Origin of the sequence: Pilimelia terevasa (assembly GCF_014647915.1) — a bacterium.
GTDB classification, from domain to species: Bacteria; Actinomycetota; Actinomycetes; order Mycobacteriales; family Micromonosporaceae; genus Pilimelia; species Pilimelia terevasa.
On record NZ_BMQC01000002.1, the window covers coordinates 209616 to 235193 of the forward strand.

At 74.0% G+C, this 25578-nt stretch carries 25 protein-coding genes; 23 read left to right on the forward strand and 2 right to left on the reverse strand.

Annotated elements, in window-relative coordinates; genetic code table 11:
- Positions 1 to 203: 203 nt before the first annotated feature.
- From IEY75_RS03915 to IEY75_RS03975, 13 genes are all read left to right on the forward strand, one after another.
- Positions 204 to 1859, forward strand: coding sequence for a DNRLRE domain-containing protein (locus tag IEY75_RS03915; protein ID WP_189112794.1), 1656 nt, complete (start codon positions 204 to 206; stop codon positions 1857 to 1859).
- Positions 1860 to 2044: 185 nt separating this feature from the next.
- On the forward strand, positions 2045 to 4126 hold the full coding sequence (locus tag IEY75_RS03920; protein ID WP_189112795.1) for a S8 family serine peptidase: 2082 nt from the start codon (positions 2045 to 2047) through the stop codon (positions 4124 to 4126).
- Between the two features lie 17 nt (positions 4127 to 4143).
- Entirely contained in the window at positions 4144 to 5346 is a 1203-nt protein-coding gene (locus IEY75_RS03925) for a S8 family peptidase (protein WP_229789329.1), read from the forward strand.
- A gap of 299 nt (positions 5347 to 5645) precedes the next feature.
- Positions 5646 to 6956 carry a glycosyltransferase gene (locus tag IEY75_RS03930; RefSeq protein WP_189112797.1) on the forward strand — a complete coding sequence of 437 codons (1311 nt, stop codon included), beginning with the start codon at positions 5646 to 5648 and terminating at the stop codon, positions 6954 to 6956.
- The gene (locus IEY75_RS21215; RefSeq protein WP_189112798.1) at positions 6953 to 8881 is read left to right on the forward strand and encodes a right-handed parallel beta-helix repeat-containing protein; all 1929 of its coding nucleotides are present in this window, start codon (positions 6953 to 6955) and stop codon (positions 8879 to 8881) included. Before IEY75_RS03930 ends, IEY75_RS21215 begins: the two co-directional genes overlap by 4 nt.
- Entirely contained in the window at positions 8878 to 9939 is a 1062-nt protein-coding gene (locus IEY75_RS03940; RefSeq protein WP_229789330.1) for a right-handed parallel beta-helix repeat-containing protein, read from the forward strand. Before IEY75_RS21215 ends, IEY75_RS03940 begins: the two co-directional genes overlap by 4 nt.
- A 161-nt stretch (positions 9940 to 10100) precedes the next feature.
- The gene (locus IEY75_RS03945; protein ID WP_189112799.1) at positions 10101 to 11348 is read left to right on the forward strand and encodes a helix-turn-helix domain-containing protein; all 1248 of its coding nucleotides are present in this window, start codon (positions 10101 to 10103) and stop codon (positions 11346 to 11348) included.
- Positions 11349 to 11370: 22 nt separating this feature from the next.
- Entirely contained in the window at positions 11371 to 11811 is a 441-nt protein-coding gene (locus tag IEY75_RS03950; protein WP_229789331.1) for a hypothetical protein, read from the forward strand.
- A gap of 174 nt (positions 11812 to 11985) precedes the next feature.
- Entirely contained in the window at positions 11986 to 12246 is a 261-nt protein-coding gene (locus IEY75_RS03955) for a glycine-rich domain-containing protein (protein WP_505847392.1), read from the forward strand.
- 65 nt (positions 12247 to 12311) lie between these two features.
- Positions 12312 to 13151: a hypothetical protein gene (locus IEY75_RS03960; protein WP_189112801.1), complete on the forward strand. Its 840-nt coding sequence runs from the start codon at positions 12312 to 12314 to the stop codon at positions 13149 to 13151.
- 34 nt (positions 13152 to 13185) lie between these two features.
- Positions 13186 to 13620 carry a redox-sensitive transcriptional activator SoxR gene (soxR, locus tag IEY75_RS03965; RefSeq protein ID WP_189112802.1) on the forward strand — a complete coding sequence of 145 codons (435 nt, stop codon included), beginning with the start codon at positions 13186 to 13188 and terminating at the stop codon, positions 13618 to 13620.
- Positions 13621 to 13695: 75 nt separating this feature from the next.
- Entirely contained in the window at positions 13696 to 14040 is a 345-nt protein-coding gene (locus IEY75_RS03970) for an ArsR/SmtB family transcription factor (RefSeq protein WP_189112803.1), read from the forward strand.
- 25 nt (positions 14041 to 14065) lie between these two features.
- On the forward strand, positions 14066 to 14548 hold the full coding sequence (locus IEY75_RS03975; RefSeq protein ID WP_189112804.1) for an SRPBCC family protein: 483 nt from the start codon (positions 14066 to 14068) through the stop codon (positions 14546 to 14548).
- Here IEY75_RS03975 and IEY75_RS03980 read toward each other — a convergent pair.
- Together IEY75_RS03980 and IEY75_RS03985 are read right to left on the reverse strand one after the other, a co-directional pair.
- Positions 14545 to 16746 (reverse strand): bifunctional polysaccharide deacetylase/glycosyltransferase family 2 protein, encoded by a 2202-nt coding sequence (locus IEY75_RS03980; RefSeq protein ID WP_189112805.1) that lies wholly within the window; start codon positions 16744 to 16746, stop codon positions 14545 to 14547. The genes IEY75_RS03975 and IEY75_RS03980 overlap by 4 nt on opposite strands.
- A complete protein-coding gene (locus tag IEY75_RS03985) occupies positions 16743 to 17036 on the reverse strand; it encodes a hypothetical protein (protein WP_189112806.1) in 294 nt (97 codons plus the stop codon). The genes IEY75_RS03980 and IEY75_RS03985 overlap by 4 nt, the downstream gene beginning before the upstream one ends.
- 437 nt (positions 17037 to 17473) lie before the next feature.
- Here IEY75_RS03985 and IEY75_RS03990 point away from each other — a divergent pair, with 437 nt between their 5' ends.
- The 10 genes from IEY75_RS03990 to IEY75_RS04035 all read left to right on the forward strand — a co-directional run bounded on the left by IEY75_RS03990 (position 17474) and on the right by IEY75_RS04035 (position 25559).
- Positions 17474 to 17863 carry a response regulator gene (locus tag IEY75_RS03990; protein ID WP_229789332.1) on the forward strand — a complete coding sequence of 130 codons (390 nt, stop codon included), beginning with the start codon at positions 17474 to 17476 and terminating at the stop codon, positions 17861 to 17863.
- A 112-nt stretch (positions 17864 to 17975) separates the two neighbouring features.
- Positions 17976 to 20318: a chemotaxis protein CheA gene (locus tag IEY75_RS03995; RefSeq protein ID WP_189112807.1), complete on the forward strand. Its 2343-nt coding sequence runs from the start codon at positions 17976 to 17978 to the stop codon at positions 20316 to 20318.
- Between the two features lie 14 nt (positions 20319 to 20332).
- On the forward strand, positions 20333 to 20758 hold the full coding sequence (locus tag IEY75_RS04000; protein ID WP_189112808.1) for a chemotaxis protein CheW: 426 nt from the start codon (positions 20333 to 20335) through the stop codon (positions 20756 to 20758).
- A gap of 28 nt (positions 20759 to 20786) precedes the next feature.
- Positions 20787 to 21674, forward strand: a complete 888-nt coding sequence (locus IEY75_RS04005; RefSeq protein ID WP_189112809.1) for a hypothetical protein — start codon at positions 20787 to 20789, stop codon at positions 21672 to 21674.
- 96 nt (positions 21675 to 21770) lie between these two features.
- Entirely contained in the window at positions 21771 to 22934 is a 1164-nt protein-coding gene (locus tag IEY75_RS04010; protein ID WP_189112810.1) for a protein-glutamate methylesterase/protein-glutamine glutaminase, read from the forward strand.
- Complete coding sequence (locus IEY75_RS04015) at positions 22931 to 23776, forward strand: CheR family methyltransferase (RefSeq protein WP_229789333.1); 846 nt, start codon at positions 22931 to 22933, stop codon at positions 23774 to 23776. Before IEY75_RS04010 ends, IEY75_RS04015 begins: the two co-directional genes overlap by 4 nt.
- Before the next feature lie 5 nt (positions 23777 to 23781).
- Positions 23782 to 24168: a response regulator gene (locus IEY75_RS04020; protein WP_189112811.1), complete on the forward strand. Its 387-nt coding sequence runs from the start codon at positions 23782 to 23784 to the stop codon at positions 24166 to 24168.
- Complete coding sequence (locus IEY75_RS04025) at positions 24165 to 24647, forward strand: chemotaxis protein CheX (protein WP_229789334.1); 483 nt, start codon at positions 24165 to 24167, stop codon at positions 24645 to 24647. The genes IEY75_RS04020 and IEY75_RS04025 overlap by 4 nt, the downstream gene beginning before the upstream one ends.
- Positions 24648 to 24650: 3 nt before the next feature.
- The gene (locus tag IEY75_RS04030; RefSeq protein WP_189112812.1) at positions 24651 to 25013 is read left to right on the forward strand and encodes a response regulator; all 363 of its coding nucleotides are present in this window, start codon (positions 24651 to 24653) and stop codon (positions 25011 to 25013) included.
- 63 nt (positions 25014 to 25076) lie between these two features.
- A complete protein-coding gene (locus tag IEY75_RS04035; protein ID WP_189112813.1) occupies positions 25077 to 25559 on the forward strand; it encodes a hypothetical protein in 483 nt (160 codons plus the stop codon).
- Positions 25560 to 25578: the final 19 nt, after the last annotated feature.

The following is a 25578-nucleotide window of genomic DNA, read 5'->3' on the forward strand; positions in this document are numbered from 1 at the left end:
CACTGAGGGTATCGCCCGGCTCCGCGGTCGCGGTCGGGGTGCGGGCCGGTTGCCGACCCCCGCTTCCGGGCCCGCGTCGGCCAGCCGGGCGGCCCGCTCCCGAACGGCAACGTCCCCTGACCCGGTTGGAACTCCGGCCCCCCGACTGTCGTAAGTGGCCGCGGTGAACCGCTGCGGTGCCGACCAGCCAAGGGAGCTTCTTCGTGAGCAAGCGAACCATCACCCGGTTCGGCGTCCGCCAGGCCACCCGACGCACCGCCCTCCCGCTCCTCGCCGCCGCCGTCATGTGCGGCGCGAGCGCCGTCGTCGCCACCGGCGCGGCCGCCGCCACCACCTCGACCGCGGCGTACGTCGCCGTCGAGGACGCCTACAGCGTCAGCGGCGCCACGAAGACCGCCACCGGGTCGTGGACGAAGCTCGTGACCGGCCGCTCGGGCGCCCAGTCCTACACCACGTACCTGAAGTTCAAGGTCGGCGCCCTCGCCGCCGGCACCAGCGTCAGCAAGGCGACGCTGACCCTCACCCGCGACGTCGAGACGTTCCCCGCCGCGCTGCGCCTGAAGAAGGCCGGCTCCGCCGCCTGGGCCGAGTCCGCGCTGACCCACCGCAGCCGCCCCGCCGTCGGTACCGACATCGCCGCGGCCGCCCCGGCGCCGACCGCCGCCACGGTCACCTTCGACCTGGGCAAGAACGTCCTGGCCGGCGGCGTCTACGCCTTCGCCGTGACCACCCCGGTCGCCAAGCTCGCCCGGTTCCGGTCCTCGGAGGCCGCCGCCGGCAAGCCCACGCTGCGCCTGACCGTGGTGAAGGCCACCGCGCCGACCCCGGCACCGGTCGACCCCACCCCGGCACCGGTCGACCCCACCCCGGCACCGGTGAACCCCACCCCGGCACCGTCCACCCCGGCCCCGACCGGACCGTGCACCGTGGACGCCCTGCTCGTCCCGAGCTGCAACATCCTCTGGGGCGCCGCCGCGGGCGGCTTCTCCGAGACCCCGCGCGACCAGGCGATGCGCGAGTGGGAGGCCAAGAGTGGCCGCGAGGGCAACACCGTGTACCACACGTACCACCGCGGTGACGAGATGTTCCCGACCAAGGCCGAGGTCGCCATGGCCAACGAGCCCGGCAAGCAGCGCCTGCTGTTCATCAACTGGAAGGTCAACTACGGCGGCAAGTGGGCCGACGTGGCCGCCGGCCGGCAGGACGCCCGCATCGACAAGCTGTCGGCGTACCTCAAGGCGACCTACCAGGACAAGTTCTTCCTGACCTTCCACCACGAGCCCGAGAACGACGTCAACAACACCCCGGGCTCCGGCATGACCGCCAAGGACTTCGCCAACATGTTCCGGTACACCGTCCAGCGGATGCGCGCCAACGGCGTCGGCAACGCGGTGTTCGTGGTGGCGTACATGGGCATCGAGAAGTTCTACAACCAGCCCTGGTGGAACGAGCTGTACCCCGGCGACGACGTCGTGGACTGGATCGGCCTGGACGCCTACGTCGCGTCGCAGCCGGGCGGCTACCACTACGGCACCCTCAAGGACCTGATGAACCGCACCACCGACAAGACCAAGTTCCCCGGCTTCTACAACTGGCACCAGGCCCACCACGCCGGCAAGCCGCTGATGCTCTCGGAGTGGGGCGTGCACGAGTACGCCGCGGACCCCGCGCAGAAGGCCAAGACGCTGTCGACGGTGCTGGACGAGATGAAGCAGTTCCCGGCGATCAAGGGCATGTTCTGGTTCGACACCGCCAAGGACCAGAACGGATCGGACATCCGCATCGACAGCTCCACCGGCGCCCTGGACGAGTTCCGCCGGATCGCCGCGGACCCGCGCTTCGACGTGACCGTCCGCTAGCCCGACCCGCACGTGGCCCCGCCGTCGCTGCCCTCGGGCGCGGTGGCGGGGCCGCACCACGTCCGCGGCCGGCACGGCAACCGAGCCGCACCCCGTCCGCACTCACGCGGGCGGTCCCGCGGGCGATGGGTACCCGCACGCCCCACGGACGGGGACCTCCCCGGTGCCAGGAAGGCAGCGACACGATGCAGCACGGCCACCGGCGCTCCACCGCCGGCCTGCTCGCGGCGGCCACGACCGCCGCCGCGGTGTGCGCGCTGCCCGCCGCCGCCCCGGCGAGCCCCGCGCCGGCCGCGTCCCCGGCCGCGCCGGCTCCGGCCCCGCCGGCCGCCGCTCCGCTGGCCGCGTCGGCGCCGGCCGCCGCCCCGCCGGGCGACCTCGTCGTCGGGCTGCGCCCGGGGGCCACCCTCGCCGCCCCCGTGGCCCGGCTGGCCGCCCGCGGCGTCGACGTGACCGCCGCCGCGCCGGTGCCGGGCCTGGCCGCCGCGACCGTGGCGGTCCCCGCCGGCCAGGCCGGCGCCGCCGCCGCCGCGCTGCGCCGCGACCCGGCCGTGCGGTACGTCGAGCGCAACACCCGGGCGCGGATCACCGCCGTGGTCACCGCCGACGACTACTTCCGCCCCGACCAGTGGGCGTTCGACCGGATCGCCGCCCCCGGCGCCTGGCAGTACGGGACCGGCGACCCGGCCGTCACCGTCGCCGTCCTGGACACCGGCGTCATGGCCACGGCCGACCTGCCCGCCGGCCGGATCACGCCAGGGTACGACTTCGTCAACAACGACGCCGACCCCGTCGACGACCACGGCCACGGCACGATGGTCGCCAGCACCGTGGCGGGCGCGGGCGACGACGCCGTCGGCGGCGGGTACCACGGCGGCAGCGCCGGCATGTGCTGGAGCTGCCGGATCATGCCGGTGAAGGTGCTGGACGCCGACGGCGACGGCGACATCGCCGGCATCGCCGCCGGGGTCGACTGGGCGGTCGCCCAGGGCGCCGACATCGTCAACCTGTCCCTGGGCAGCGCGGTCGACAGCCTCACCCTCGACCAGTCGATCGCCGACGCGGTGGCCGCGGGCGTCCTGGTCCTGGCCGCGGCCGGCAACGACGGCACCGCCGCCCGGTTCTACCCCGCCGCCAGCCCCGGCGTCGTGGCCGTCGGCGCGGCGACACCCACCGACGGCCGGTACCCCTGGTCGAACCACGGCGCGTCCTGGGTGGACGTCGCCGCCCCCGGCTGCGTCATCGCGGGCGACCGCTACGACTGGTGGCGCGAGTTCTGCGGCACCAGCGCCGCCACCCCGCTCGTGGCCGGCATCGCCGCCCTGGCGCTGGCGGCGGACCCCGCCGCGTCCGTCGCCGACCTCACCGCCGCCCTGACCGACACCGCCGACGCGGCGACCACCGGCTGGACCACCCACGGGCGGGTCGACGCGCTGGCCGCGGTCCAGCGGTTCACGCCGGCCGGCGGCCCGGCCGCCACCCTCGACCAGGCCCCGGGCGCCCTCCTGCGCGGGACGGCCCGCCTCAGCTACGGGGCGACCGACCCCGACGGCGTCGCCGCGGTCGCGCTGCTGGTCGACGGCACGGTCGCCGCCAGCGCCGCGGGCGCCGGCCCGCACACCCACGACCTGGCCACGGACGGCCGGTCCGCGCAGGTCGGCCTGACCGTCGTCGCGCAGGACGCCCACGGCGTCCTCGGCGTGCTGACGGTGCCGGCGACCGTCGACAACGAGGCGCCGTCCGTCGCCGTGGCCGCGCCGGTCGCGCACGCCCCGGTCCGCGGGCGGGTGCAGGTCGCGGTCACGGCCGCCGACAGCAGCGGGATCGCCCGGGTCGACCTGCTCGTCGGCGGCGTCAAGGTCTCCTCCGACAGCACCGCGCCGTACCTCCCGAGCTGGGACTCCCGCGGCGCCGAGGGCCCGGTCCGGCTGTACGCCCGCGCCTGGGACCGGGCCGGCAACGCCGCCCTGACCTACCGCCCGGTGTACGTCGACAACCACGCCCCCTCGGTCACCCGGATCGGCGGCCCGCGCGGCGGCGCCCGCGTCCGGGGGCTGGTGCGGGTGCCGGTGCGCACCACCGACGCCTCGGGCGTCGCCGAGGTCGCGCTGTGGGTCAACGGGCGCGTCGTCGCCCGGGACACCCGCGGCCCGTACGTCCTGCCCCTGGTCGCCGCCGCCCAGCCCCGCACCATGCGGGCCCAGCTCCGGTCGACCGACAATGCCGGCAACGTCAGGCTCTCAGCGGCCTGGCGCTGGAGCCGGTGACGATGGAGGAGTCACGGATGACGTCCCACCCCGCCCGCACCCGCCTCGCCGCCGGCCTGGCCGGCCTCGCCGTGGCCACCGGCCTGGGGGCCGTCCCGGCGCCCGCGGCCGCCGCGCCGCGGCTCGCGCCGGCCGCCGGCCCGGTCCTGCACGAGGGCGACAGGCTCGCCGTCCCCGGCTCCTTCATCGTCACCTGGCGCCGGCCGCCGGCCGGCGGCCCGGCCGCCGCGGCCTCGGTCGCCGGCCGCTACCGCGCCGCCGTCACGGCCACCTACGCCGCCGGCCAGGCCGGCTTCGCGGCGCGGATGCCGCTGGAGAGCGCCCGGCGGCTCGCCGCCGACCCCGCCGTCGCGTCCGTCGAGCAGGACCGCTGGGTGCGCGCCGAGACCGTGCAGCGCTCCTCGTCCTGGGGCCTGGACCGGGTCGACCAGCGGCGGCTGCCGCTGACCCGGACCTACCGGTACCCGGCCGCCCGCGCCACGGTCACGGCGTACGTGCTGGACACCGGCCTGCGCACCACGCACCGCGAGTTCCGCGGCCGGGCCCGGTACGGCTACGACTTCGTCAACCGGCGCGCCAACGCCAACGACTGCGAGGGCCACGGCACGCACGTGGCCGGCACCCTGGGCGGCAACACCTACGGCGTGGCCAAGTCGGTCCGGCTCGTCGGCGTGCGGGTGCTCAACTGCGCCGGCTGGGGCCAGTACTCGCAGATCATCGCCGGGGTGAACTGGGTGACCTCGCACGCCCGCCGCCCCGCCGTGGTCAACATGAGCCTCGGCGGCGGCGTCTCGCCCGCGCTCGACGACGCCGTGCGCCGGGGGATCGCCAGGGGCATCACGTTCGTGGCCGCCGCCGGCAACGACGGGCGCGACGCGTGCGGCAGCTCGCCGGGCCGCGTCCGCGAGGTGATCACCGTGGGCGCCACCGACTCCCGGGACCGCCGCGCCCGCTTCTCGAACTTCGGCGGCTGCCTGGACCTGTTCGCCCCCGGCGTCGGCATCGTGTCGGCGTTCCGGCTGGACAACGCCAGCCTCGCCAAGGGCAGCGGCACCTCCATGGCGGCCCCGCACGTGGCCGGCGCGGCGGCGCTGCTGCTGAGCCGGAATCCGCGGCTGACCCCGGCCCAGGTCGCCGGAGCGCTGGCGGCGCGCTCGACCAAGTACCGGGTGGCGGGCGCGGGATCGGGAAGTCCCAACCGGCTGCTTTTCGTGTACTGAGTCCCCCGCCGCACGGACACGCATTCGTCGGCGCAATTGTCGCGGTCGGCGCCCGGTCCCCGGCCGCCGACCGCCGGAGCCCTTTCGTCAACCCTTCCTGGCCATCTCACCAGCGAAAACGCCCGATTTCCCGCCAGTCATCCGACCCTGCCGAAAACAATGACAGTCAATTCGACGGATGATTTGGAATACCCGGCACTCCCTGCCTACGGTGCTATGCGACAGCCGTGGTCCGTTGCTGTCGCCGCCTCGGATCACCAAGACAAACCGCTTTCCGGTGTGTTCGTGGGAAGGGAAGTATGCCCGACTCTGGGTCCTTCGACGCCCTGTGGTCCTGGCTCGTCAGCGCGCTCGGCGCCTCGACCTGGCGGGAGCTGATGCCGCTGGGCGTCGCCGGGGTGCTCGTCTGGGGCATCTGGATCTACCGGCTGGTGCTGTCCCGGCTCGCCCGGCCGGTCGTCAACGACTTCCGCACCACCGTCTCCGTCGTCGTCCCCGCCTACCGGGAGGACCCGCAGATCCTGCGCGAGTGCCTCGACACCTGGCTGGAGCAGAACCCGCACGAGGTCATCGTCGTCCCCGACCTCGGCGACACGCAGGTCATCGCCGAACTGCGCGCGCGGCGCGACCCCCGGCTGCGGATCCTGCCGTTCGCCCACCGCGGCAAGCGCTCCGCGCTGGGTGTCGGCATCCGCGCCGCGGTCAGCGACGTCGTCGTCCTCGTCGACTCCGACACCCGCTGGGAGCCCGGCCTGCTGGCCGCGGTCCAGATGCCGTTCGCCGACTGGCGGGTCGGCGGCGTCGGCACCCAGCAGAACGTGTACCAGCGCACCTCCAGCGTCTGGCGGCGGATCGCGGACTGGCTGGTCAACCTCCGGTACTACGACTACGTGCCGGCCATGGGCCGGGCCGGTGCCGTCGCCTGCCTCTCCGGCCGGACCGCCGCCTACCGACGGGCCGCGGTGCTGCCCGTCCTGGACCAGTTGGAGGACGAGTTCTTCCTCGGCCGCCGCTGCGTGGCCGGCGACGACGGGCGGCTGACCTGGCTGGTGCTCGCCGCCGGGTACCGCACCGTGCACCAGTCCAGCGCCCGCGCCGTCTCGATGTTCCCCGCCTCGCTGCGCGCGTTCGTCAAGCAGCGGGTGCGCTGGTCGCGCAACTCCTACCGGTGCTACCTCACCGCCGCCTGGAAGGGCTGGCTCTGGCGGGCGCCGCTGGTCACCAAGGTGACGGTGCTCCAGATCCTGCTGACCCCGCTGACGATGGGGATGACGCTGGGGTACCTGGTCGCCTCGCGGCTGAGCCCGACGGCCGGGGGCGTGCTGCTGGCGGTCGCCTGGCTGCTCGTGGGCCGGGGGATCCGCGGCTGGTCGCACCTGCGCCGGCACCTCGGCGAGCTGCTCCTGCTCCCGCTGGTCGCCCTCGTCGTGATCGCCGTCGCGCTGCCGATCAAGCTGTACGCCTTCCTGACCATGAACCGGCAGGGCTGGCTCACCCGCACCCCGGACCGGATCGGCGGCGAGGGCCAGGACGCGGGCACGCTGCGCCCCCGGCCCCGCGTCGGGGGCCGGCGCCCGCGCGCGGGCCGGCGCACGGGAGCCCACGCGTGAGCGCCCTGCGGTCCCGCCCGCGGCGCGCGGCGCGGCGCGGGGTGCTGCTCGCGGCGGCGCTGCTGGGCGCCGCGCTCGCCGGGCCGGCGGCAGCCGCCCCGGCCGGCGCCGCGCCCCCGGCCGCCGCCCGCCCGACCCCGGCCCCGGGGCCGGGATCCGTCCGCCCGGTCGCGGCCCCGGCGACCCCCGCCCCGACGGCCAACGCCCCGGCCACTGCCCCGGCGGCCGACGTGCCGCCTGGCCCGGCCACCTCCGCCCCGGCCGATGTCCCGCCTGCCCCGGCCACGTCCGCCCCGGCCGACGGGACCGTTGTCAGCGGACCGTCGACAGCCGGCCGGCCCGCGCCGGTGTCGACCGCGGCTCCCGCGCCGGTGCCGGCCGCCGACCCTGCGCAGGCGCGGCAGGCCGCCGCGGTCGCCGCCGAGGAGCGCTGGCTGGCGCAGCTCCGGGCGCAGGTGTCGACCCTCGCGGGCGCCGCCACCGCGCCCTACACCACGGTCGTCGCCGGCCGCGACGTGCTCGTGCTCGTCCCGCGCGCCGCCCCGTACACGCTGGCCGACCTGCGCCGGTCCGCGCCGCCGGTCCTCGCGGCGGCGGATACCCGGGCGTACCTGCTGAGCGCCAGCCTGCTCGTGCCCGCGGGGGCGACCCTCGACGTGGCCGACCCCGGCGGCCTCACCCTGCGCCTGGCCAGCGGCCCGGACGGGTACACCGGCCTGTACGTCCTCGGCGGGCGGCTCACCGTCACCGGCGCCCCCGGCGCCCCCGTCACGGTCACGAGCTGGGACCGGCGGGCGGCGGCACCCGACGGCGCCACCGCCGACGGGCGGGCGCACCTGCGGGTGGTCGGCGGTACGGCGCAGTTCACCTACGCGGCGTTCCTGCGCCTGGGCTTCGGCGCCGGGCCGACCGGCGGGGTCAGCGTCACCGGCGCGCCCCCGACCCGCGGCGCCGCGCCCTACACCGCGCTGGTCCGCAGCGCGAAGTTCGCCGGCAACGCCGTCGGCCTCCACCTGGCGGACACCGCGGGCGTCGTCGTCGCCCACACCGCGCTCGCCGGCAACCTGACCGACGGGCTGGTGTTCGCCGGTGCGGTCCGCGACGCGCGGGTCACCCAGGCCGTCGCCCGGGGCAACCGGGGCAGCGGCTTCGTCAGCGCGGCGGCCGCCCGCGGGGTCGCCCTGGTGATGTGCCGGGCGGAGGACAACCGGCAGGACGGCTTCGTCGTCGGCGCCGACCCCGCGGCCGCGGCGGCCACGGCGGTCGTGGCGGGCACCGACGGTACGGCGATCACCGGCGGCGTGGCCCGCAACAACGCCCACCACGGGATGGTGGTCGACGGCGCCGCGGACCTGACCCTGCGCAGCAACTGGGTGGTGGGCGGCGACATGGGCATCGTCCTGCGCCGCGCCGCCCACGTGACCGTGGCCAACAACCAGGTCCGGGAGACCCGCCGGCACGGCGTGGCGGTGCTGGCCGGCACCGGCGCGTCCGTCGTGGACAACGTGATCGCCGACGTCGGCAACGGCGTCTACGTGCGCGACGCGGTCGCCGTGGTGCAGGGCAACACCGTGACCAAGGCGCACCGCCACGGCATCTCCTTCGTCGGGTCGGCGGCGGGCTCGACGGCCAGCGAGAACCTGCTGGCCACCACCGGTCCGTCCGCCCTGGACACCGCCCAGGCCGACGGCGGCGTGGACGTCGGCGAGAACCGGACCCTGCAGCGCCGACCCGGACCGAGCGGCTGGGCCGCGGCGGCCCGGTACGCGACACCCACCACGATCCTGTGGACCCTGCTGCTCCTGCTGGCCGCCGGCACCGGGCTGGCCGGCCGGCGCCGCCCCCGCGTCGCCGGCCGCGCCCCCTACGGACCCGGCCCGACGCCCCACCCCGCGCCGGAGCCGGACCGCCGGGCGGGGCCGTGAGCGCACGGCACCGGCTGTCCTGGGCAGCCGGCGCCGCCGTCGTGGTCCTGGCCGGCACCGCCGGGGTCGCCGCCGTCCGCGGCGGCACTCCCGGCGCCTCGCCCGCGCCCGTGGCGGCGACGCCGACGGCGGACCCGCCCGGCGCCGCCTGCCCCGCGCCGACCCGCACGGCCCGGGACGCGGGGGACCTCCAGACGGCCGTCGACGCCGCCCGGCCGGGCGACTCCGTCCGGCTCGCCGACGGCGTACACCCGGGCCGCCTGGTCGTCCGGGTCTCGGGTACCGCCGCCGCGCCCATCCACATCTGCGGCGGCCCGGCCGCGGTGCTGGACGGCTCCGGCACCGGCAGCGGCTACGTCGTGCACCTCGACGGCGCCGCCCACGTGCGCCTGGTCGGCCTGACCGTCCGCAACGGACTCAAGGGCGTGGTCGCCGACCGGACCCGGTTCGCACAGCTCCGGGCGCTGACCGTCGAGCGGACCGGCGACGAGGGGATCCGGCTGCGCGAGTTCTCCACCGACAACCTCGTCGTGGACAGCGTGGTGCGCGCCACCGGGCTGCGGCACCCGGAGTTCGGCGAGGGCGTCTACATCGGCTCGGCGCAAACCCAGTGGTGCGCGGTCTCCGGCTGCGCGCCGGACGCCTCCGACCGCAACGTCGTGCGCGACAACCGGATCGCCCAGACCGCGGCCGAGGCCGTGGACGTCAAGGAGGGGACCACCGCGGGGCAGATCCTCGGCAACACCTTCGACGGCGCGCGCCTGGCCGGGGCGTACGCCGACTCGTGGGTGGACGTCAAGGGCAACGGCTGGACGGTCGCCGGCAACCGCGGCCGACGCTCGCGCGGCGACGGTTTCCAGACCCACGAGATCCTGCCCGGCTGGGGGCGCGACAACGTGTTCTCGGCCAACGTCGCCGAGGTGGCGGGACCGGGGTTCGGCTTCCGCCTGACCCCGGCGTCGACCAACCGGGTGACCTGCGACAACACGGTCACCGGCGCGGCCCGCGGCGTCGCCAACATCCCCTGCGCCGACACCCCGCCGCCCCGCGCTACCTGATCCCGTTGAGTACGGCACAGGGAATCGCCGCCGTGACCCGCCGCGTGCCCGCGAAGCTCGTAGAGTAGGCAGGTGACGACAACCGAGCAGGGCGAAGAACGTGCGTGCGAGCGGCTACCGGACCGGCAGTGAGTCGTCACCATTCGGCCTCGCATCCCACCGTGGTTCCCCCGTCGTTCTGGCAGCATCCGTCGCTGCAAAAGGCACTGGCAGCACGGCATATGGGGCAGGTGATCGCTGCCTACCGCCGTCATCCCGCCCGCGCCGCACCACTGTCGCAAGAGGTCGTGGCCGGGTGGATCGGGCTGACGCAGTCCCAATTGAGCAGGATCGAGACTGGGGGGTCGGTCCAGGATCTGGATCGCCTGGTTCACTGGGCGCGAACCCTGCATATTCCGCCAAAGCGGCTGTGGTTCACGCTGCCCGGTTCGCCCATCGCCGACGGGGAGAATGACGCTGTGTACCGCCGAGATATTCTGCGCGTCGCTGGCGTGGCCGCGGCCATAGCCCCTTTGTCTTCCGCCGTCACGGTGACCGGGTCGGCGACCTGCGCAGCCCTGTCGCGTGGCACAGCCGCGCTGTGGCAGCGGTTCGCCGCCACGGCCGACAAGCAGACTCTGCTGCCGCCACTACATGACCATCTGTTGATGATCGCCGGGGTGCTCCGTGACGCAATCGGTGAGACCACACCGATGCTCGCCACGTTCAGTGAGGCTCTGCAACTGACCGGAGAAGTGTTCTTCGACGCCTGCCGGTACGAGGAGGCGGCCCACGCCTACGCACTGGCGACGTCCGCGGCCGCGGACGCGGCGGATGCCGACCGGCAGGCCTGCGCCATGGTCCGCCACGGCTACGTGTGCCTGTACACCGGTCGGCCCCGCGACGCCCTCGCCGTACTGGACGCCGCCGGCAGGGTCGCCGCCCAGGGCGACCGGCAACTGACAACCCGCTTCTGGGTCGCCTCGGTAGCCGCCCAGGCGCACGCCGCGGCCGGTGACGGGCCGTCCTGCCGGCGGGCGTGGGAGTGCGCTGGTGAGGTACTGCGCCTACCCGTGGCACGGAACACCGGATGGCTCCGCTTCGACGGTTCGCGCCTGGCCGAGGAGCGCGGCGCGTGGCAGACCCGACTCGGTCACCACGCGGCCGCGGCGGCCAGCCTGACCGCCGCGCTGAACCAGCCGCTGTCCGCCCGAAGAAGGGGTGCGGTCCTCGCTGATCTGATCACCGTTGGCGCTGGTCGTGGCGATATCGACCAGGTGCTTGCCCACGCCTCGGCCGCCCTGCCCCTGGCGGCCGGCTCAGGCGCCGTTGCCAGCCGGCTACGGTCGGCGCGGCCGGCGCTCCGCCAACTCGGCGCGGACCGGCGAGTTGCCGAAGTCGACGCGCAGATCGCGGCCCTGAGTACCTGATCCACTGACGACAGGAGCGAGCGTGAACAGCAGCATGGAACCCGGCGAGGCGCTGCGGGTGGCCTGGATAGCCGGCGTGCACCGACACCACCCCGGAGAGCCCAGGGCGAGCTACGTCACGCCCTGGGCGGACACTCCACTGTGGGAACGGGCGGCGGCCGCGGCCGTCGAGGAGCAGGTCCGCAGGTTCGTCGAGGTGACCGGCGGGGCGGCGGGCAGACTCACGCCCACCCAGCGGGGACAGTTCGTGGCCCTCTGCTGGCTCGGGCAGATGTACCGGCACTTCGGAGATCCGAAACCCGGGTACGTCGCGGACTGGGCGCAGTTGCCACCGTGGCAGCAGGCCACCGACATCGATATCTTCGACGCCCTCGCCGGTCATCGTCTCGGCGCGTTCACGCCGCCCCCAACGGGTGGCCAGCCGATGGGAGACAACGATGTCACAAGCCTCGACCGCCGCTGAACTCAAGCCCGGTCGCGCCCTGCTGGACGACGCGACGTTCGACAGGTTGACCCTGAGCGTCCACTCCGAGAACCCCGATATTGATCTGGGTACCGCTGCGCGGGTTGTCGACCAGACGTGCGCATTTTGGCCACTTGCGCAGTGGCGGCTGAGCCAATCGGTCCTTTGCGTCTGGTGGATCTCGGCTGGCACACCTTCCTGCTCGACACCATGGCTTATCACGTCTTCTGCCAGCGTGTCGCCAGTCGATTCATCCACCACGTTCCCGACACTGACGGCGACGCTCGGGTTTCGGTAAGCCGGACGGCGCAGGTCATTGCGGCCGCTGGTTGGCAGGTCGACCGCGAGTTGTGGGACTGCGCGGATGCCGCGGACCTGACCAAGTGCAGCCAGTGCCACGCGGGCTGTCACGACAGCCCCACCGGCGGAAGGTAGGGGCTGCGGACGGGCCGCCTGAACCGTCTGCGCTGGCGTGGTCAGGCGTGACGGAGGGTCGAGTCATGCGCACTCATTGGACTGAGTTGCCCGCCGCCGTGCGTCGCGGCGTGACCGCGCGGTGCGGCGGCGTCACCCATGTCCGGGACCTGCCGTACGGGTCGGCGTCGGACTGCGTCGCCGTGCTCGGTACGGCCGCCGGACCGCCGGTGTTCATCAAGGCGGTCCGCGTTGCCGATCACCGCGCGGCCATGCACCGCAACGAGGCCCGGATCGTGCCCCTACTGCCGACGGGTATCGCCCCGGCGCTACGCGCTGTCGTGGAGGTCGACGGGTGGCTGGTGCTGCTCTTCGACCACCACGACGGCCGGCACCTGGACCTTTCCCCTGGGACGGCGGACCTTCCGCTGCTGGCCGCGGCGCTGGCTGGCGCCGCCGAGAGGCTGACCGGCTGTGCGATCCCGGTCCTGCCCATGGGTCGCCGTTGGGCTGGTCGGGTGGTCCCGGAGCTGGTGGCCGGAGACACGGTGGCCCATACCGACGTCAGCCCACGCAACTTTTTGGTGCGGGGCACGCAGGTCGTCCTGGTGGACTGGGCGACGCCTGGCCGCGGTCCTGCCTGGATAGACACGGCGCTCGTCGCTTGTCGGCTGGTGCGCGCCGGTCACCGTCCTTCTCAAGCTCTCGCCTGGGCCGAAGGAGTGGCGCCGTGGAAGGCCGCCGACCCGGCTGTCGTGGCCGAGGTGCTGCACGGTGTGGCTGACATATGGCGGCGGCGCGAACACGCCGCCCCTGCTCCGCACCGCGCCGAGCTGGTCGCCGCCACACTCGACCTGGTGGACTTCCTGCGACCTGGACATCGGCGCTGTGGCCACAGCACGGACGTTCGGTGCACCGTAGGCTGAATATGAAGTGGGGTTGAGATTAAGGGGAGCGGCGGTGGCGGGTCTGACGATCGGGGAACTGGCCGCCCGCAGCGGCGTGGCCCCCTCCGCGCTGCGGTACTACGAGCGGCTCGGCCTGATCCGGGCGGACCGCACGGGCGGCAACCAGCGCCGGTACCCGCAGATCGCGCTGCGCCGGGTCGGGTTCATCCGGATCGCGGCCCAGGCCGGCGTGTCGCTGGAGGAGGTCGGCGCCGCCCTGGCGGAGCTGCCGGAGGGCCGGACCCCGACCAAGGAGGACTGGGCGCGCCTGTCCCAGGGCTGGCGGGACCGGCTGGACGCCCGGATCGCCCTGCTGGAGCGGCTGCGCGACGACCTCACCGACTGCATCGGCTGCGGCTGCCTCTCGCTGCGCGCGTGCCGCCTGGCCAACCCCGGCGACGTCCTGGCCGGGCAGGGGCCGGGGCCGCGCCGGCTGCTCGGTCCCTGACCCGCTGTGCGTCCTTGACGGGGTCGCCTGTACCTGTTTATATAACTAATAAGTTTTAGAATGTGGAGGTTATAAATGGTGGACGACGGGGGCGAGGCCCGGCTGGACGCGGTGTTCGGCGCGCTCGCCGACCCCACCCGGCGGGCCATCCTGCGCCGACTGAAGGAGGGCGAGGCGACCGTCGCGGCGCTCGCGGCGCCGTTCGCCATGTCCCAGCCGGCCGTCTCCCGGCACCTGCGGGTACTGGAGGAGGCAGGCCTGATCACCCGCAGCCGGCGGGCCACCGCCCGGCTGAGCCACCTCGACGCCGCGCCCCTGCGCGCGGCCGCCGGCTGGCTGGCGGAGTACCGCGACTACTGGTCCGAGAGCCACGACCGGCTCGCCGCCCTGCTGGCCGCGCCGCCCACCGACCGCCCCTGAACCGCCCACACCGAGAGGACCCGCCATGCACCAGACCGAGATCATCACCGAGCCCGGCCAGCCCACCGTCGAGATCCGGCGGGAGTTCGACGCCCCGCGGGAGCTGGTCTTCCGCGCCCACGTCGACCCCGCCCTGCTACCCCGGTGGCTCGGCCCGCGCCGGCTCACCACCCGCATCGACCGGCTGGAGGCCCGCGACGGCGGGCGGTGGCGGTTCGTGCACGTGGAGGAGGACGGCACCGAGTACGGCTTCCGGGGCGTCTACCACGGCGAGCCGACGGTGGAGGGCATCATCCAGACCTGGGAGTACGAGGGGGCACCCGGTGCGGTGAGCCTGGAGTACGCGACGTTCACCGAGGTCGACGGCCGCACCCTGCTGCGCAACTTCGCCGTCTACCGCAGCGTCGCCGAGCGCGACGCGCTGGTCGCCAGCGGGATGGCCGACGGCGTGGAGCAGGGCATGGAGCGGCTGACGGAGCTGCTGGCGGCCGGGGCGTCGGTCGGCTAGCCGACCGGCACGCCCGGCGCCGCCGGGGTCGGGGCGGGGGCGGTCAGGATCGCGGCGTTGCCGGCGCGGCGCAGCTTGTGCCAGCGCATCCGGGCGCCGCTGACCGCCGCCACCACCGAGCGCACCACCACCAGGTACATCAGTTGCCGGTACACGAGCTGCTGCAGCGGGAGCAGCCAGAGCACCCGCAGCCGCTCGCCGTCCAGCCGGAACGCCACCGCGGCGGTCAGGAGCTGGGCGGCGAGCATGGCGCCCCACGCCACCGCGGTCAGGCGCAGGTCGTAGAAGAACAGGCCGTACAGCGCGAACAGGTCGATCACCCCGGCGACCAGCGGCATGAACACCTGGAACACCACCAGCATCGGCAGCCCGACCCGCCCGAACCGCCGGCCGGCCGGCCCGTCGTCGCGGGTGTGCCGGTGCTTCCACATCGACTGGATGGTGCCGTACCCCCAGCGGTACCGCTGCGACCACAACTGCCGCACGCTCGTGGGCACCTCGGTCCACGCCCGCGCGGACTCCTCGTAGACGACCCGCCAGCCCGCGCGTGTCACCGCCATCGTCAGGTCGGTGTCCTCGGCCAGGGTGTCGTCGCTCACGCCGCCGACCTGGCGCAGCGTCTGCCGGCGGAAGGCGCCGATCGCGCCGGGGACGGTCGGCATGATCTGCAGGACGTCGTACAGCCGCCGGTCCAGGCTGAAGCCCATCACGTACTCGATGTGCTGCCACCGGGCGAGCAGGCCCCGCCGGTTGCCGACCTTGACGTTGCCCGACACCCCGCCGACGGTGGGGTCGGCGAACGGCTGGACGAGTCGGCGGACCGACTCCGGCTCGAAGACGGTGTCGCCGTCCACCATGACGATCAGGTCGTGCCGGGCCGCGTCGACGCCGATGTTCAGCGCCGCCGCCTTGCCGCCGTTGGGCACGGAGACGAGCCGGACGTTGGGCAGGCCGAGCCCGCGCACGATCGCCGCGGTGTCGTCGGTCGAGCCGTCGTCCACGACCACGACCTCGATCCCGGGGTGGTCGCCGGTGGCCAGCGAGCGCACGGCGGCGGCGATCCCGGCCGCCTCGTTGTACGCCGGCACGATGATCGAGACCGGCGCGGTGACGGGCGGCCCCCAGCGGAAGTCGGGGTGCCGGCGGATGCGCAGGTGCCGGACGCTGGTGCCGACCAGCAGCAGCATCCGGGCGACCGCCAGCAGCCCGATCAGCAGGAACAGTGCCAGCAGCAGGGCCACGGCGCGCCCGGAGAAGGTGATCGCGCCGAGCATCACCTCGCCGCGCAGGACCAGGCTGTCGGGCGCCTGCGGGTTCGCGCGGAAGGTGGGCGGCGGCGCCTCCCCGGTAGTGGCGGCGAGTCGGGCCTCGCTGAGCACCTCGGCGGGCGTGCTGAACCGGTAGCCCTCGGCGCGCATCCGGCCGAGGAACTGATCCAGGGCGGCGACGGTCTGGCTGCGGTCGCCGCCCGCGTCGTGCAGCAGGACGACGCCGCCGCGCCCGGCAGCGGGCGTCATGTTGCGGACGATCGCCGCCTCGCCGGGCCGCGCCCAGTCCCGGCTGTCGAGCTGGCTGAGCACGTTGAGGTACCCGTCGGCGCCGGCCTCCCGGTAGACGGGCCAGTTGACGTCGTCGATCGCCTCGTTCACCGAGGAGTACGGGAACCGGACGAGCTTGGTGGTGATCCCGGCCGCGCCGGCCAGCGCGATCTGGGTCTGGCTGTGCTCCAGCTCGCGCCGCCAGGCCGGCAGCGCGGCGAGCTGCGGGTGGGAGAAGCTGTGTACGCCGATCTCGTGCCCCTCGGCGACGAGCCGGCGGACCAGGTCCGGGTGCTTGGCGACCTGGCCGCCGACGACGAAGAAGGTGGCCCGGACGCCGTGCCGGTACAGCACGTCGGCGACCTTCGGGGTCCAGGTCGGGTCGGGGCCGTCGTCGAAGGTCAGCACCAGGGTGCGGTCGGGGACGGGGTACGTGTGGAAGCCGTCGGGCCGGGCCTCCAGCAGCGGCCCGCCGCGCTGCACCGCGGCCGGCACGGTGGCGGTGGCGCCGGACCCGACCTCGTGGTCGGGCGTGAACCGGTCGGACAGGTAGGCGTTCACGGCCAGCACCCCGGCGATGGCCACGAGCAGGCCCAGCGCCAGCGGGACGGCCGAGGTCCGCCCGGCGCGCTGCTGGTCGCGCCTCGACCGGACCCTCATCGGCCGGTGGCCCCCGGGAGGGCGGGGACCGAGACGGTGGCCGGGGGCGCCACGCCGCCGGCCGGCAGGGGCGCGGACGGGGTACCCGCGGGGGTGACCCGGCCGCCGAAGGCGCTGATCATCGTGGCGGCCACAAAGGCGAGGGCGGCCAGGCCGAAAAGGTACGCGAAACGAAGAATCCGACGCTGCCGCCGACCGCTGGAGTCGACGAATACCGGCGTGCTTTCGGCGACTGTTGCCGCGGGCTGGGCGGCGGGGCTCACCGTGGGGGTGGCGGCCCCGTTCGGCACGGGGGAGCCGATCGTCGACAGGGTCTGCCAATCTGACGTTTCCGCTGGTGGGGCAAGGTCCAGTGCATCATTGAGAGCCACGCGTCAGGTTTACCAGAACTATTCGAGAAAATCGACTGCGATAAATTGTGCTTTCCGTCTCGTGATTGTCGGCCACGAATTGTGCGTTGCTATCGCCCATTCCTGTCCGGCCACCCCGTAGGCCGGGATATTCACCACCGTGAGATCCCTCTCCCAAGTAGGCGATAGGCCAGCGATGTCCTATTCTCTGACGAGGGTCGCCGGACGAGGGTGTCCGGGGCCGCACCGGCGGTCGCAGGACGGGCGTTCCGTGATCGGGCATTTTGCGAGTATTATTCGGAAACAGTGGCTTACCCTGATGCCGGGCACCGACGGAGTACCCGCACCGGGGCAGCGCCGAGTCCTAGGGGGCAGATGTGGCCGCGCCAGCACAGCTAGAGCACCCCACGGTCCTCGTCTTCGATGACGAGGACGACCTACGCGAGGTGATGTGCCGGATGTTGGAGCGCAAGGGCTTCACCGCGCTCCCCGCCGGGGATCCGAGCGACGCCGTGGCGGTGTGCAAGGAGCACCAGGGCGACATCCACGTCCTGCTCGCGGACCTGGGGATGCCCGACGCGATCGGCCTGGGGGTGGCCCGGGACACCCAGGCCGTCCGCCCGGGGATCCGGGTCCTCTACGTGTCCGGCCTGCCCAAGGAGAGCGCCGTGAGCCGGGGCCTGCTCCACGACGAGGACACGGTCATCCAGAAGCCGTTCACCACCGACAGCCTCGTCGCGGCCGTCCGCGAGGCGCTCGCGCACTAGGCGCCCGGCCGACGTGCCACGGCGCACCCGGACCACGCGCCGCCACTCCCGGCCGCGCCACCCCGATGCGACACCGGGCCACCGCGCCCGCGACGGAGCTGGAGGCCCCGCTGTGGATGATCTCGGTGAGATCGTCGACGAATTCCTGGTCGAGAGCCACGAGAACCTCGACCAGCTCGACGGCGACCTGGTCGCCCTGGAACGGGAGCCCTCCCGGGACCTGCTGTCGAGCATCTTCCGCACGATCCACACGATCAAGGGCACCAGCGGCTTCCTGGCCTTCGGCCGTCTGGAGGCGCTGACCCACGCGGGCGAGTCGCTGCTGTCGCGGCTGCGCGACGGGGTCCAGCCGGTGACCCCGGAGACGATCACGGCGCTGCTCGCGATGGTCGACGGCGTCCGGGCGTTGCTGGCCAGCATCGAGGAGGGTCGCGTCGAGGGCGACATCCCAATCGACGGGCTGGTCGCCCAGGTCAACGCGCAGATCGCCGACGCGGCCGCCCCGCCCGCCGACGCCCCGCCCGCCGACGCGGCGGCCGGCACCGGGGAGGCGACGGTCAGCGTCGACGCGCCGGCCGGCGCCCCGGACGAGGAGGCCCGCCGGCCGCTGGGCGAGCTGCTGGTGGAGTCCGGCGCGGCGGTCGACACCGACGTCAACTGGGCGCTGGAGAAGCAGACCGGCGGCGACGAGCGCCGGCTGGGCGCCATCCTGCTGGACGAGGGCAAGACCAACCCCGCGGCCGTCAACGACGCGCTGGCCGCGCAGGGCCGGCGCAGCGTGGCGGACGCCACGATCCGGGTCGACGTCGACCTGCTGGACTCGCTGATGAACCTGGTCGGGGAGCTGGTCCTGGTCCGCAACCAGCTCGTGCGGGCCGCCACCGACGCCGCCGACCCGGTGATCGTGCGGACGACGCAGCGCCTGAACCTGATCACCAGCGAGCTGCAAGAGGGCATCATGAAGACCCGGATGCAGCCGATCGAGCAGCTCTGGCTGAAGCTGCCGCGGGTGGTCCGGGACCTGTCGACGACGTTCGGCAAGCAGGTCCGGGTGGCCATGGTCGGCGCCGAGACCGAGTTGGACCGCAGCCTGCTGGAGGCGGTCAAGGACCCGCTGACCCACCTCGTGCGCAACGCGGTCGACCACGGCATCGAGTCCCCGGAGCAGCGGGTGGCCGCCGGCAAGTCGGCCGAGGGGACGCTGACCCTGAAGGCGTACCACGAGAGCGGGCACGTCACGGTCGAGGTCATCGACGACGGCGCCGGCATCGACGTGGAGAAGGTTCGGGCCAAGGCCGTCGAGCGCGGGATCCTCGCCGCCGCCGAGGCCGCCCGGATGGAGCCGCGGGAGGTGATGATGCAGGTGTTCGCGCCGGGCTTCTCCACCGCCGAGAAGGTCACCAACGTGTCCGGGCGCGGCGTGGGCATGGACGTGGTGAAGACCAACATCGAGCGCATCGGCGGCGCCGTGGACGTCGACTCGACGCTCGGCGAGGGCACGGTCTGGCGGCTGACGATCCCGCTCACCCTGGCGATCATCCAGGCCCTGACCATCGACTCCGGCGACGACCGGTACGTGATCCCGCAGGTCGCCGTCCACGAACTGGTGTACGTCGACGGGGAGAACACCCGCATCGAGTACGTCTCCGGCGCGCCGGTGTACCGGCTGCGCGGCAAGCTGCTGCCGCTCGTCCGCCTCGACGCCGCCCTGGGCCGGCCCGCCGGCACCGACGACCGCGGCGTCTACATCGTCGTCCTGCAGGCCGACGGCCGCCGGTTCGGCGTCGTCGTGGACCGCGTCCTCAACACCGAGGAGGTCGTCGTCAAGGCGCTCACCTCCCGGTTCAAGGAGATCGGCATCTATGCCGGCGCGACGATCCTGGGCGACGGCAAGGTGGCCCTGATCCTCGACGTGCCGGCCCTGGCCCGCCGCTCCCAGCTCTCCGCGGACCTGAGCGAGGAGGACGACGCCGCCGCCGAGAGCGCCGACGACTCCAGCCGGCTGCTGGTCACCGCCGTCGGCGCCCGCCGCATCGCCGTGCCGCTGGACACCGTGACCCGGCTGGAGCAGTTCGCGGCCGAGGCCATCGAGTGGGTCGGCAACCGGGAGGTCGTCCAGTACCGGGGCCGGATCCTTCCGCTGGTCCGCCTCTCCTCGCTGCTGGGGGTGGAGGCCGCCCCGCCGGGCGACACGGTCTCCGCCGTGGTCTACACCGAGCGCGGCCGCAGCATCGCCCTGGTCGTGGACGGCATCGACGACATCGTGGAGAGCACCACCACCGACCACGAGGAGGTGGACGACCACGGCATCCTCGGCTCCACCGTCATCGCCCAGCGGGTCACCGAACTGCTCGACGTCCGCCGCGCGATCCTGGCCGCCGACCCGCAGTTCTACGCGACCACCGGCGAGTCGGTGCTGACGGGCGCCTGGGGCGCCGGTCCGGGCGCGGCGTGAGCGGGGGAGGCGGCATGGCGACGCGGCAGTACGCGACCTTCGAGGTGGACGGGACCCTGTTCGGGGTGGACGTCGCCCACGTGCAGGAGGTCCTGGCCTTCTCCGAGTACACCGCCGTGCCGCTGGCGCCGGCGGCGATCGGCGGCCTGTTCAACCTCCGCGGCCAGGTCATCGCGGCGGTGGACATGCGGGTCCAGCTCGGCCTGCCCCGGCACACGATGGACGGCGCGGTGATGAACGTGATCCTGCACGCCGAGGACGAGGCGGTCAGCCTGCTCGTGGACAAGATCGGCGAGGTGGTCGCGCTCGACGAGGGCTCCTTCGAGCCGCCGCCGGACACGCTGACCGGCCCGGCCCGCGCCCTCGTCCTGGGCACGTTCAAGATCGAGGACCGGCTGATGCTCGCCCTGGACGTCGACGCGGCCGCGGACACGCGCTGACCGGAGCTGGTGGAAGGGGCGGGCGAACGTGTACAGCCTGGTCAGCGCATCTGTGCTCGGCTTCGACCTGACCCGCCTGGCCGGCGGCGGCGCGGTCGCCGAGGTCCTGCTGCGGGCGTTGACCCTGCGGCACGAGGACCTGCCGACGCTCGCCGCCGCGCTGCCCGACGCCGACCGGCGCACCGAGCTGTGGGTGGCGGTCCAGCAGGCGGCCTCGCGGGTGCCCTCGATCCGCGAACTGGGCGAGGAGATCACGGTCCAGACGCTCGACGCGGTGCGGACGGCGCCGATCGGCACCGTCGACGGGCTGCTGAGCTGCCTGCGCCACGACGTCCTCGGCTGGACCTGGACCGGTACCGGCGCGGCGGCCCGGCAGTCGCCGGACGCGGAGCGCGCCACCGCCGTGCTCTGCGACGCCGCGGTCGCCGCGTACCTGCGCGACCAGCTCGATGAGGAGACCCGCCGCCGGCTCGGCGCCGGGTGGGTCCTGGGCACCCGCCGGCTGCCCGCCCCCGGCCAGATCAACCTCGGCCCGCACCACGCCTCCGTGCAGGGGCTGCTGACCGAGGTCCGCACGCTCACCCCGGTCGTGGCCCGGCGGCTGGTCCGCGCGGCCGAGGAGCAGCGCCGGGCGCAGCCGCCGACCGGCTGGGCCACCGCCGTGCACTCGGCGGCCTGGGCCGCGTACCTGTCCGACCGGGTGCGGACCGCCGCGGCCGCCCAGTTGCTGCTCGTGACAGCGCTCGACAACCCGGTCGTCCCCCGCGCGGACCGGGCGGGCGGGGTCTGGAACCTGGTCTCGGGCGCCGTCCAGGCCCTGGTCGTCCGGGACCTGCTGGACACCCAGGCGGCGTACCGGCTGGTGGCGCCCGTGCTCACCGTCCTCGGGCCGGCCTGGCTGGACCCGGGCAAATAGATCCGATCGCGGAATGTAGCGAGATAGTTTCATAGGGTGGCTACGCGGGTTCCGTGTCGACAGCGCGCCCTGCCACCCCGAACTCTCGGAGGTCTGATGATCTCGGTGCTCGTCGTCGACGACTCGATCGTCGTCCGCCGGCTGATCTCCGACGCCCTGGGCACGGCCCCGGACATCGAGGTCGTCGGCACCGCCGCCAACGGCCGGCTGGCGCTGCAGCGCGTCACCCAGCTCGCGCCGGCCGTCATCACCATGGACATCGAGATGCCGGAGATGAACGGCATCGAGGCGGTCCGCGAACTGCGGCGCACCGGCGTCCGCACGCCGATCATCATGTTCAGCACCCTGACGGCCTCCGGCGCCAGCGCCACGCTCGACGCCCTGGCGGCCGGCGCCACCGACTACGTGACCAAGCCGGCCAACACCGGCAGCGTCCACGCCTCCATCGCGGCCGTCCGCGACCAGCTCGTCCCGCGGATCCGCGCCCTCGGCGGGCGCCCGGCCCGGCCCGCCGCCGCGCCGTCGCGCCCCGTCGACGGCCGGCCCGTGCGGCCGCCGGGCCCGCAGGTCGACGGCCGCCGCGCCCCGGCCGGCGCCCCGCGCCCCGCCCGCCCCGCGGCGCCCGCCGCGCCGCGCCCCGGCATCGGCAGCGGCCGGATCGACGTGCTGGCGATCGGCTCCTCGACCGGCGGCCCCGACGCCCTGGCGCTGGTCCTCGGCGCGCTCCCGGCGACCCTGGCCGTACCGGTGGTGATCGTGCAGCACATGCCCCCGCTGTTCACCACGATGTTCGCCGAGCGGCTCAACCGCACCCTGAAGCTGACCGTGCACGAGGCGGCCCACGACGTACCGCTGGTCGCCGGCCACGTCTACATCGCTCCCGGCGACCGGCACCTGGAGGTGGCCCGGCAGGGCGTCGGCGTCCGCACCCGGCTCACCGACGCCCCGGCCGAGAACTCCTGCCGACCGGCGGTCGACGTGCTGTTCCGGTCGGTGGCCGCCGTGTACGGCCGGGCGACCGTCGCCACCGTCCTGACCGGCATGGGACAGGACGGGCGGGCGGGGGCCGAGATCCTGCGCCGGGCCGGCGCCGAGATCGTGGCGCAGGACGAGGCCAGCTCGGTGGTCTGGGGGATGCCGGGGGCGGTCGTGGAGGCCGGGCTGGCCGACCAGGTCAAGCCACTGGCCGCCATCGGCGGCTACCTCGCCGGCCGGGCCGGCGCCGCCCGCCCGCTGACCGGCCTGGCGGTGGGACCGTGACCGCCGCGGTGATCCCGGCCGCGGAGTTCGCGTACCTCGCCGAGCTGCTGCGTCGCGAGTCCTCCATCGTCCTGGGCGCCGACAAGGAGTACCTCGTCCAGGCCCGGCTGCTGCCGCTGGCCCGCAAGGTCGGCGCCGGCAATGTCGGGGAGCTGCTGACCCAGGTGCGGCTGCGCAGCGACCGGGCGACGATCCAGTCCATCGTCGACGCGATGACCACCAACGAGACCTCGTGGTTCCGCGACAACGAGCCGTTCGCCGCGCTGCACTCGACCGTCCTGCCGGCCCTGCTGGCCGCGCGCAGCGCGCAGCGGCACCTGCGGGTGTGGTCGGCCGCGTGCTCCAGCGGCCAGGAGACCTACAGCCTGGCCATCACCCTCCAGGAGTTCCTGCCGACGGGCTGGACCTACGAGATCCTGGCCACCGACATCTCCGGCGACATGGTCGCCCGCGCGCAGACGGGCCAGTACAGCCAGATCGAGGTCAACCGCGGCCTGCCGGCCCGGATGCTCGTCCACTACTTCACCCGCTCGGGCGCGCACTGGGAGGTGGCCCCCGCCCTGCGGCGGCACGTGCAATTCCAGCGGCTCAACCTCGTCGCGCCGCCGCCGCCGACCGCGCCGTTCGACGTCGTGTTCCTCCGCAACGTCCTCATCTACTTCGACATCGCCACCAAGAAGACCGTGCTGCGCCACGTCGCCCGGCTCATGCGCCCCGACGCCTGGCTGTTCCTCGGCGCGGCCGAGTCGACCATCGGGGTGGACGACAGCTTCCGCCGGACCCCGGCCGGCCGGACGTTCGCCTACCAGCTCAATCTCGCCAAGCCGCCAGAAAAGGGGTGAGGACCGTGCGCGCGCTCATCGTCGACGACTCCCGCACCATGCGCCGCATCGTGCGCCGCATCGTCGAGGGGTGCGGGTTCGAGGCGGTCGAAGCCGGGGACGGCCAGGCCGCCCTCGACGCCATCGGGGCCATGGACCGACCGCCGGACCTCGCGCTGGTCGACTGGAACATGCCGGTGATGGACGGCCTGGAGTTCGTCAGCAGGGCGCGGGCGCAGCCGGCGCTGCGCGCCATGACGATCGTGATGGTCACCACCGAGAGCGAGCAGAGCCAGATCGTCCGCGCGCTCGCGGCAGGGGCGCACGAGTACGTGATCAAACCGTTCACGGCCGACTCGATGATCGACAAGCTGGCCCTGCTGGGGCTCGTCCCGAACGGAGCAAGCCTGTGAGCGGGATCGCCGACAGCACCCTGGAGCCCTCCGACATCGACCTCAAGGAGATCGTCGACCAGGTCTGGGAGTCCTACCTCGACCCCGACGGCACCGCGCCGCTGGTGCTGACCGGCACGGTGCCGGAGAAGTTCGACGCGACGGGATCGATCTCCATCACCGGCCCGTGGCACGGCCACGTCGTCGTCGCGACCTCGCTGGGCGCGGCCACCGGCGCCGCCGCGGCCTTCCTGGCGATGGAGCCCGACGAGGTCAGCGAGGAGGACGTCGCCGACGCCCTGGGCGAGCTGGTCAACATCATCGGCGGGAACGTCAAGAGCATGCTCCCGCCGGGCTGCCTCCTCGCCCTGCCGCACGTGGTCGTCGCCACGGGGGCGGTGAGCCGCTGGCCGGGCGCCACCCGGATCTGCGAGCTGTGCGGCCAGTGGCGGGGCGAACCGGTCTGCATCAGTCTGTGGCACGAGAAGCGGGAGGGCTGAGCCGTGAAGATCCTGATCGCCGACGACAGCCGGGTCATGCGCCAGATCGTCATCCGGACCCTGCGGCAGGCCGGGTTCGACGGCCACGAGCTGGTCGAGGCCGACGACGGCCGCAAGGCGTACGAGCTGGCCGTCGCCGAGCAGCCGGACCTGGTCATCTCCGACTGGAACATGCCGGAGCTGACCGGGCTGGAGGTCCTGCGCAAGGTCCGCGCCAGCGGCGCCGAGATGCCCTTCGGCTTCGTCACCTCCGAGTGCACCGAGGAGATGCAGAAGCAGGCCGAGGACGCCGGTTCGCGCTTCTTCATCGTCAAGCCGTTCACGCCGGAGCGGTTCGAGGAGGTGTTCTCGCCCATCATCAAGTGACAGGGGGTTGAGCGAAGCGGGTGTTTTCGGCATGAACCGTGCCGAGAGGGGAATGACAAGGACATGACGGTCACGCTGCCGGGACTCCTCCCGGTCCGAAACCTGTTCGAGGACCTGCTGAACCGGGAGGTCGAGGTGGTCCCGGACGACCCCACCAAGTCCGACGACCTGCCGAGCACCCTCGTGGCCATCTACGTCAACAACAGCGGGACGATGGTCGCGGTCCTCGGCCTGAACCTGCCGCTGGCCGCCCACGCGGGCGCCGCGTTCGGGCTCATGCCGGTCGGCGCCGCCGAGGCGGCGCTGGAGGACAAGGCCCTTTCGCCGGCCCTGGTGGAGAACGTCGCCGAACTGGCCAACATCTTCGGCAGCCTGCTCAACCGCGAGGGCGGTCCGCACGTCAAGCTGCACCAGGTGATCCCGCCCGGGGAGCCGGTGCCCAGCGACGCGGCCGCCTACCTGCTGGCCCTGGGCCGCCGGCTCGACGTCAAGCTGACGGTCTCCCGCTACGGCACCGGCCGGCTCGCCCTCGTCCTGACCGACTGACACCGGGACCCGGCCGAGG

Excerpts from the sequence above, each read along its gene's own strand:
- IEY75_RS03920 (WP_189112795.1), top strand. The coding sequence starts at position 2,045 with ATGCAGCACGGCCACCGGCGCTCCACCGCCGGCCTGCTCGCGGCGGCC.
- IEY75_RS04000 (WP_189112808.1), top strand. The coding sequence starts at position 20,333 with ATGGCGACGCGGCAGTACGCGACCTTCGAGGTGGACGGGACCCTGTTC.
- IEY75_RS03970 (WP_189112803.1), top strand. The coding sequence starts at position 13,696 with ATGGTGGACGACGGGGGCGAGGCCCGGCTGGACGCGGTGTTCGGCGCG.
- IEY75_RS03925 (WP_229789329.1), top strand. The coding sequence starts at position 4,144 with ATGACGTCCCACCCCGCCCGCACCCGCCTCGCCGCCGGCCTGGCCGGC.
- IEY75_RS03930 (WP_189112797.1), top strand. The coding sequence starts at position 5,646 with ATGCCCGACTCTGGGTCCTTCGACGCCCTGTGGTCCTGGCTCGTCAGC.
- IEY75_RS03980 (WP_189112805.1), bottom strand. The coding sequence starts at position 16,746 with ATGAGGGTCCGGTCGAGGCGCGACCAGCAGCGCGCCGGGCGGACCTCG.
- IEY75_RS03975 (WP_189112804.1), top strand. The coding sequence starts at position 14,066 with ATGCACCAGACCGAGATCATCACCGAGCCCGGCCAGCCCACCGTCGAG.
- IEY75_RS04010 (WP_189112810.1), top strand. The coding sequence starts at position 21,771 with ATGATCTCGGTGCTCGTCGTCGACGACTCGATCGTCGTCCGCCGGCTG.
- IEY75_RS04035 (WP_189112813.1), top strand. The coding sequence starts at position 25,077 with ATGACGGTCACGCTGCCGGGACTCCTCCCGGTCCGAAACCTGTTCGAG.
- IEY75_RS03960 (WP_189112801.1), top strand. The coding sequence starts at position 12,312 with ATGCGCACTCATTGGACTGAGTTGCCCGCCGCCGTGCGTCGCGGCGTG.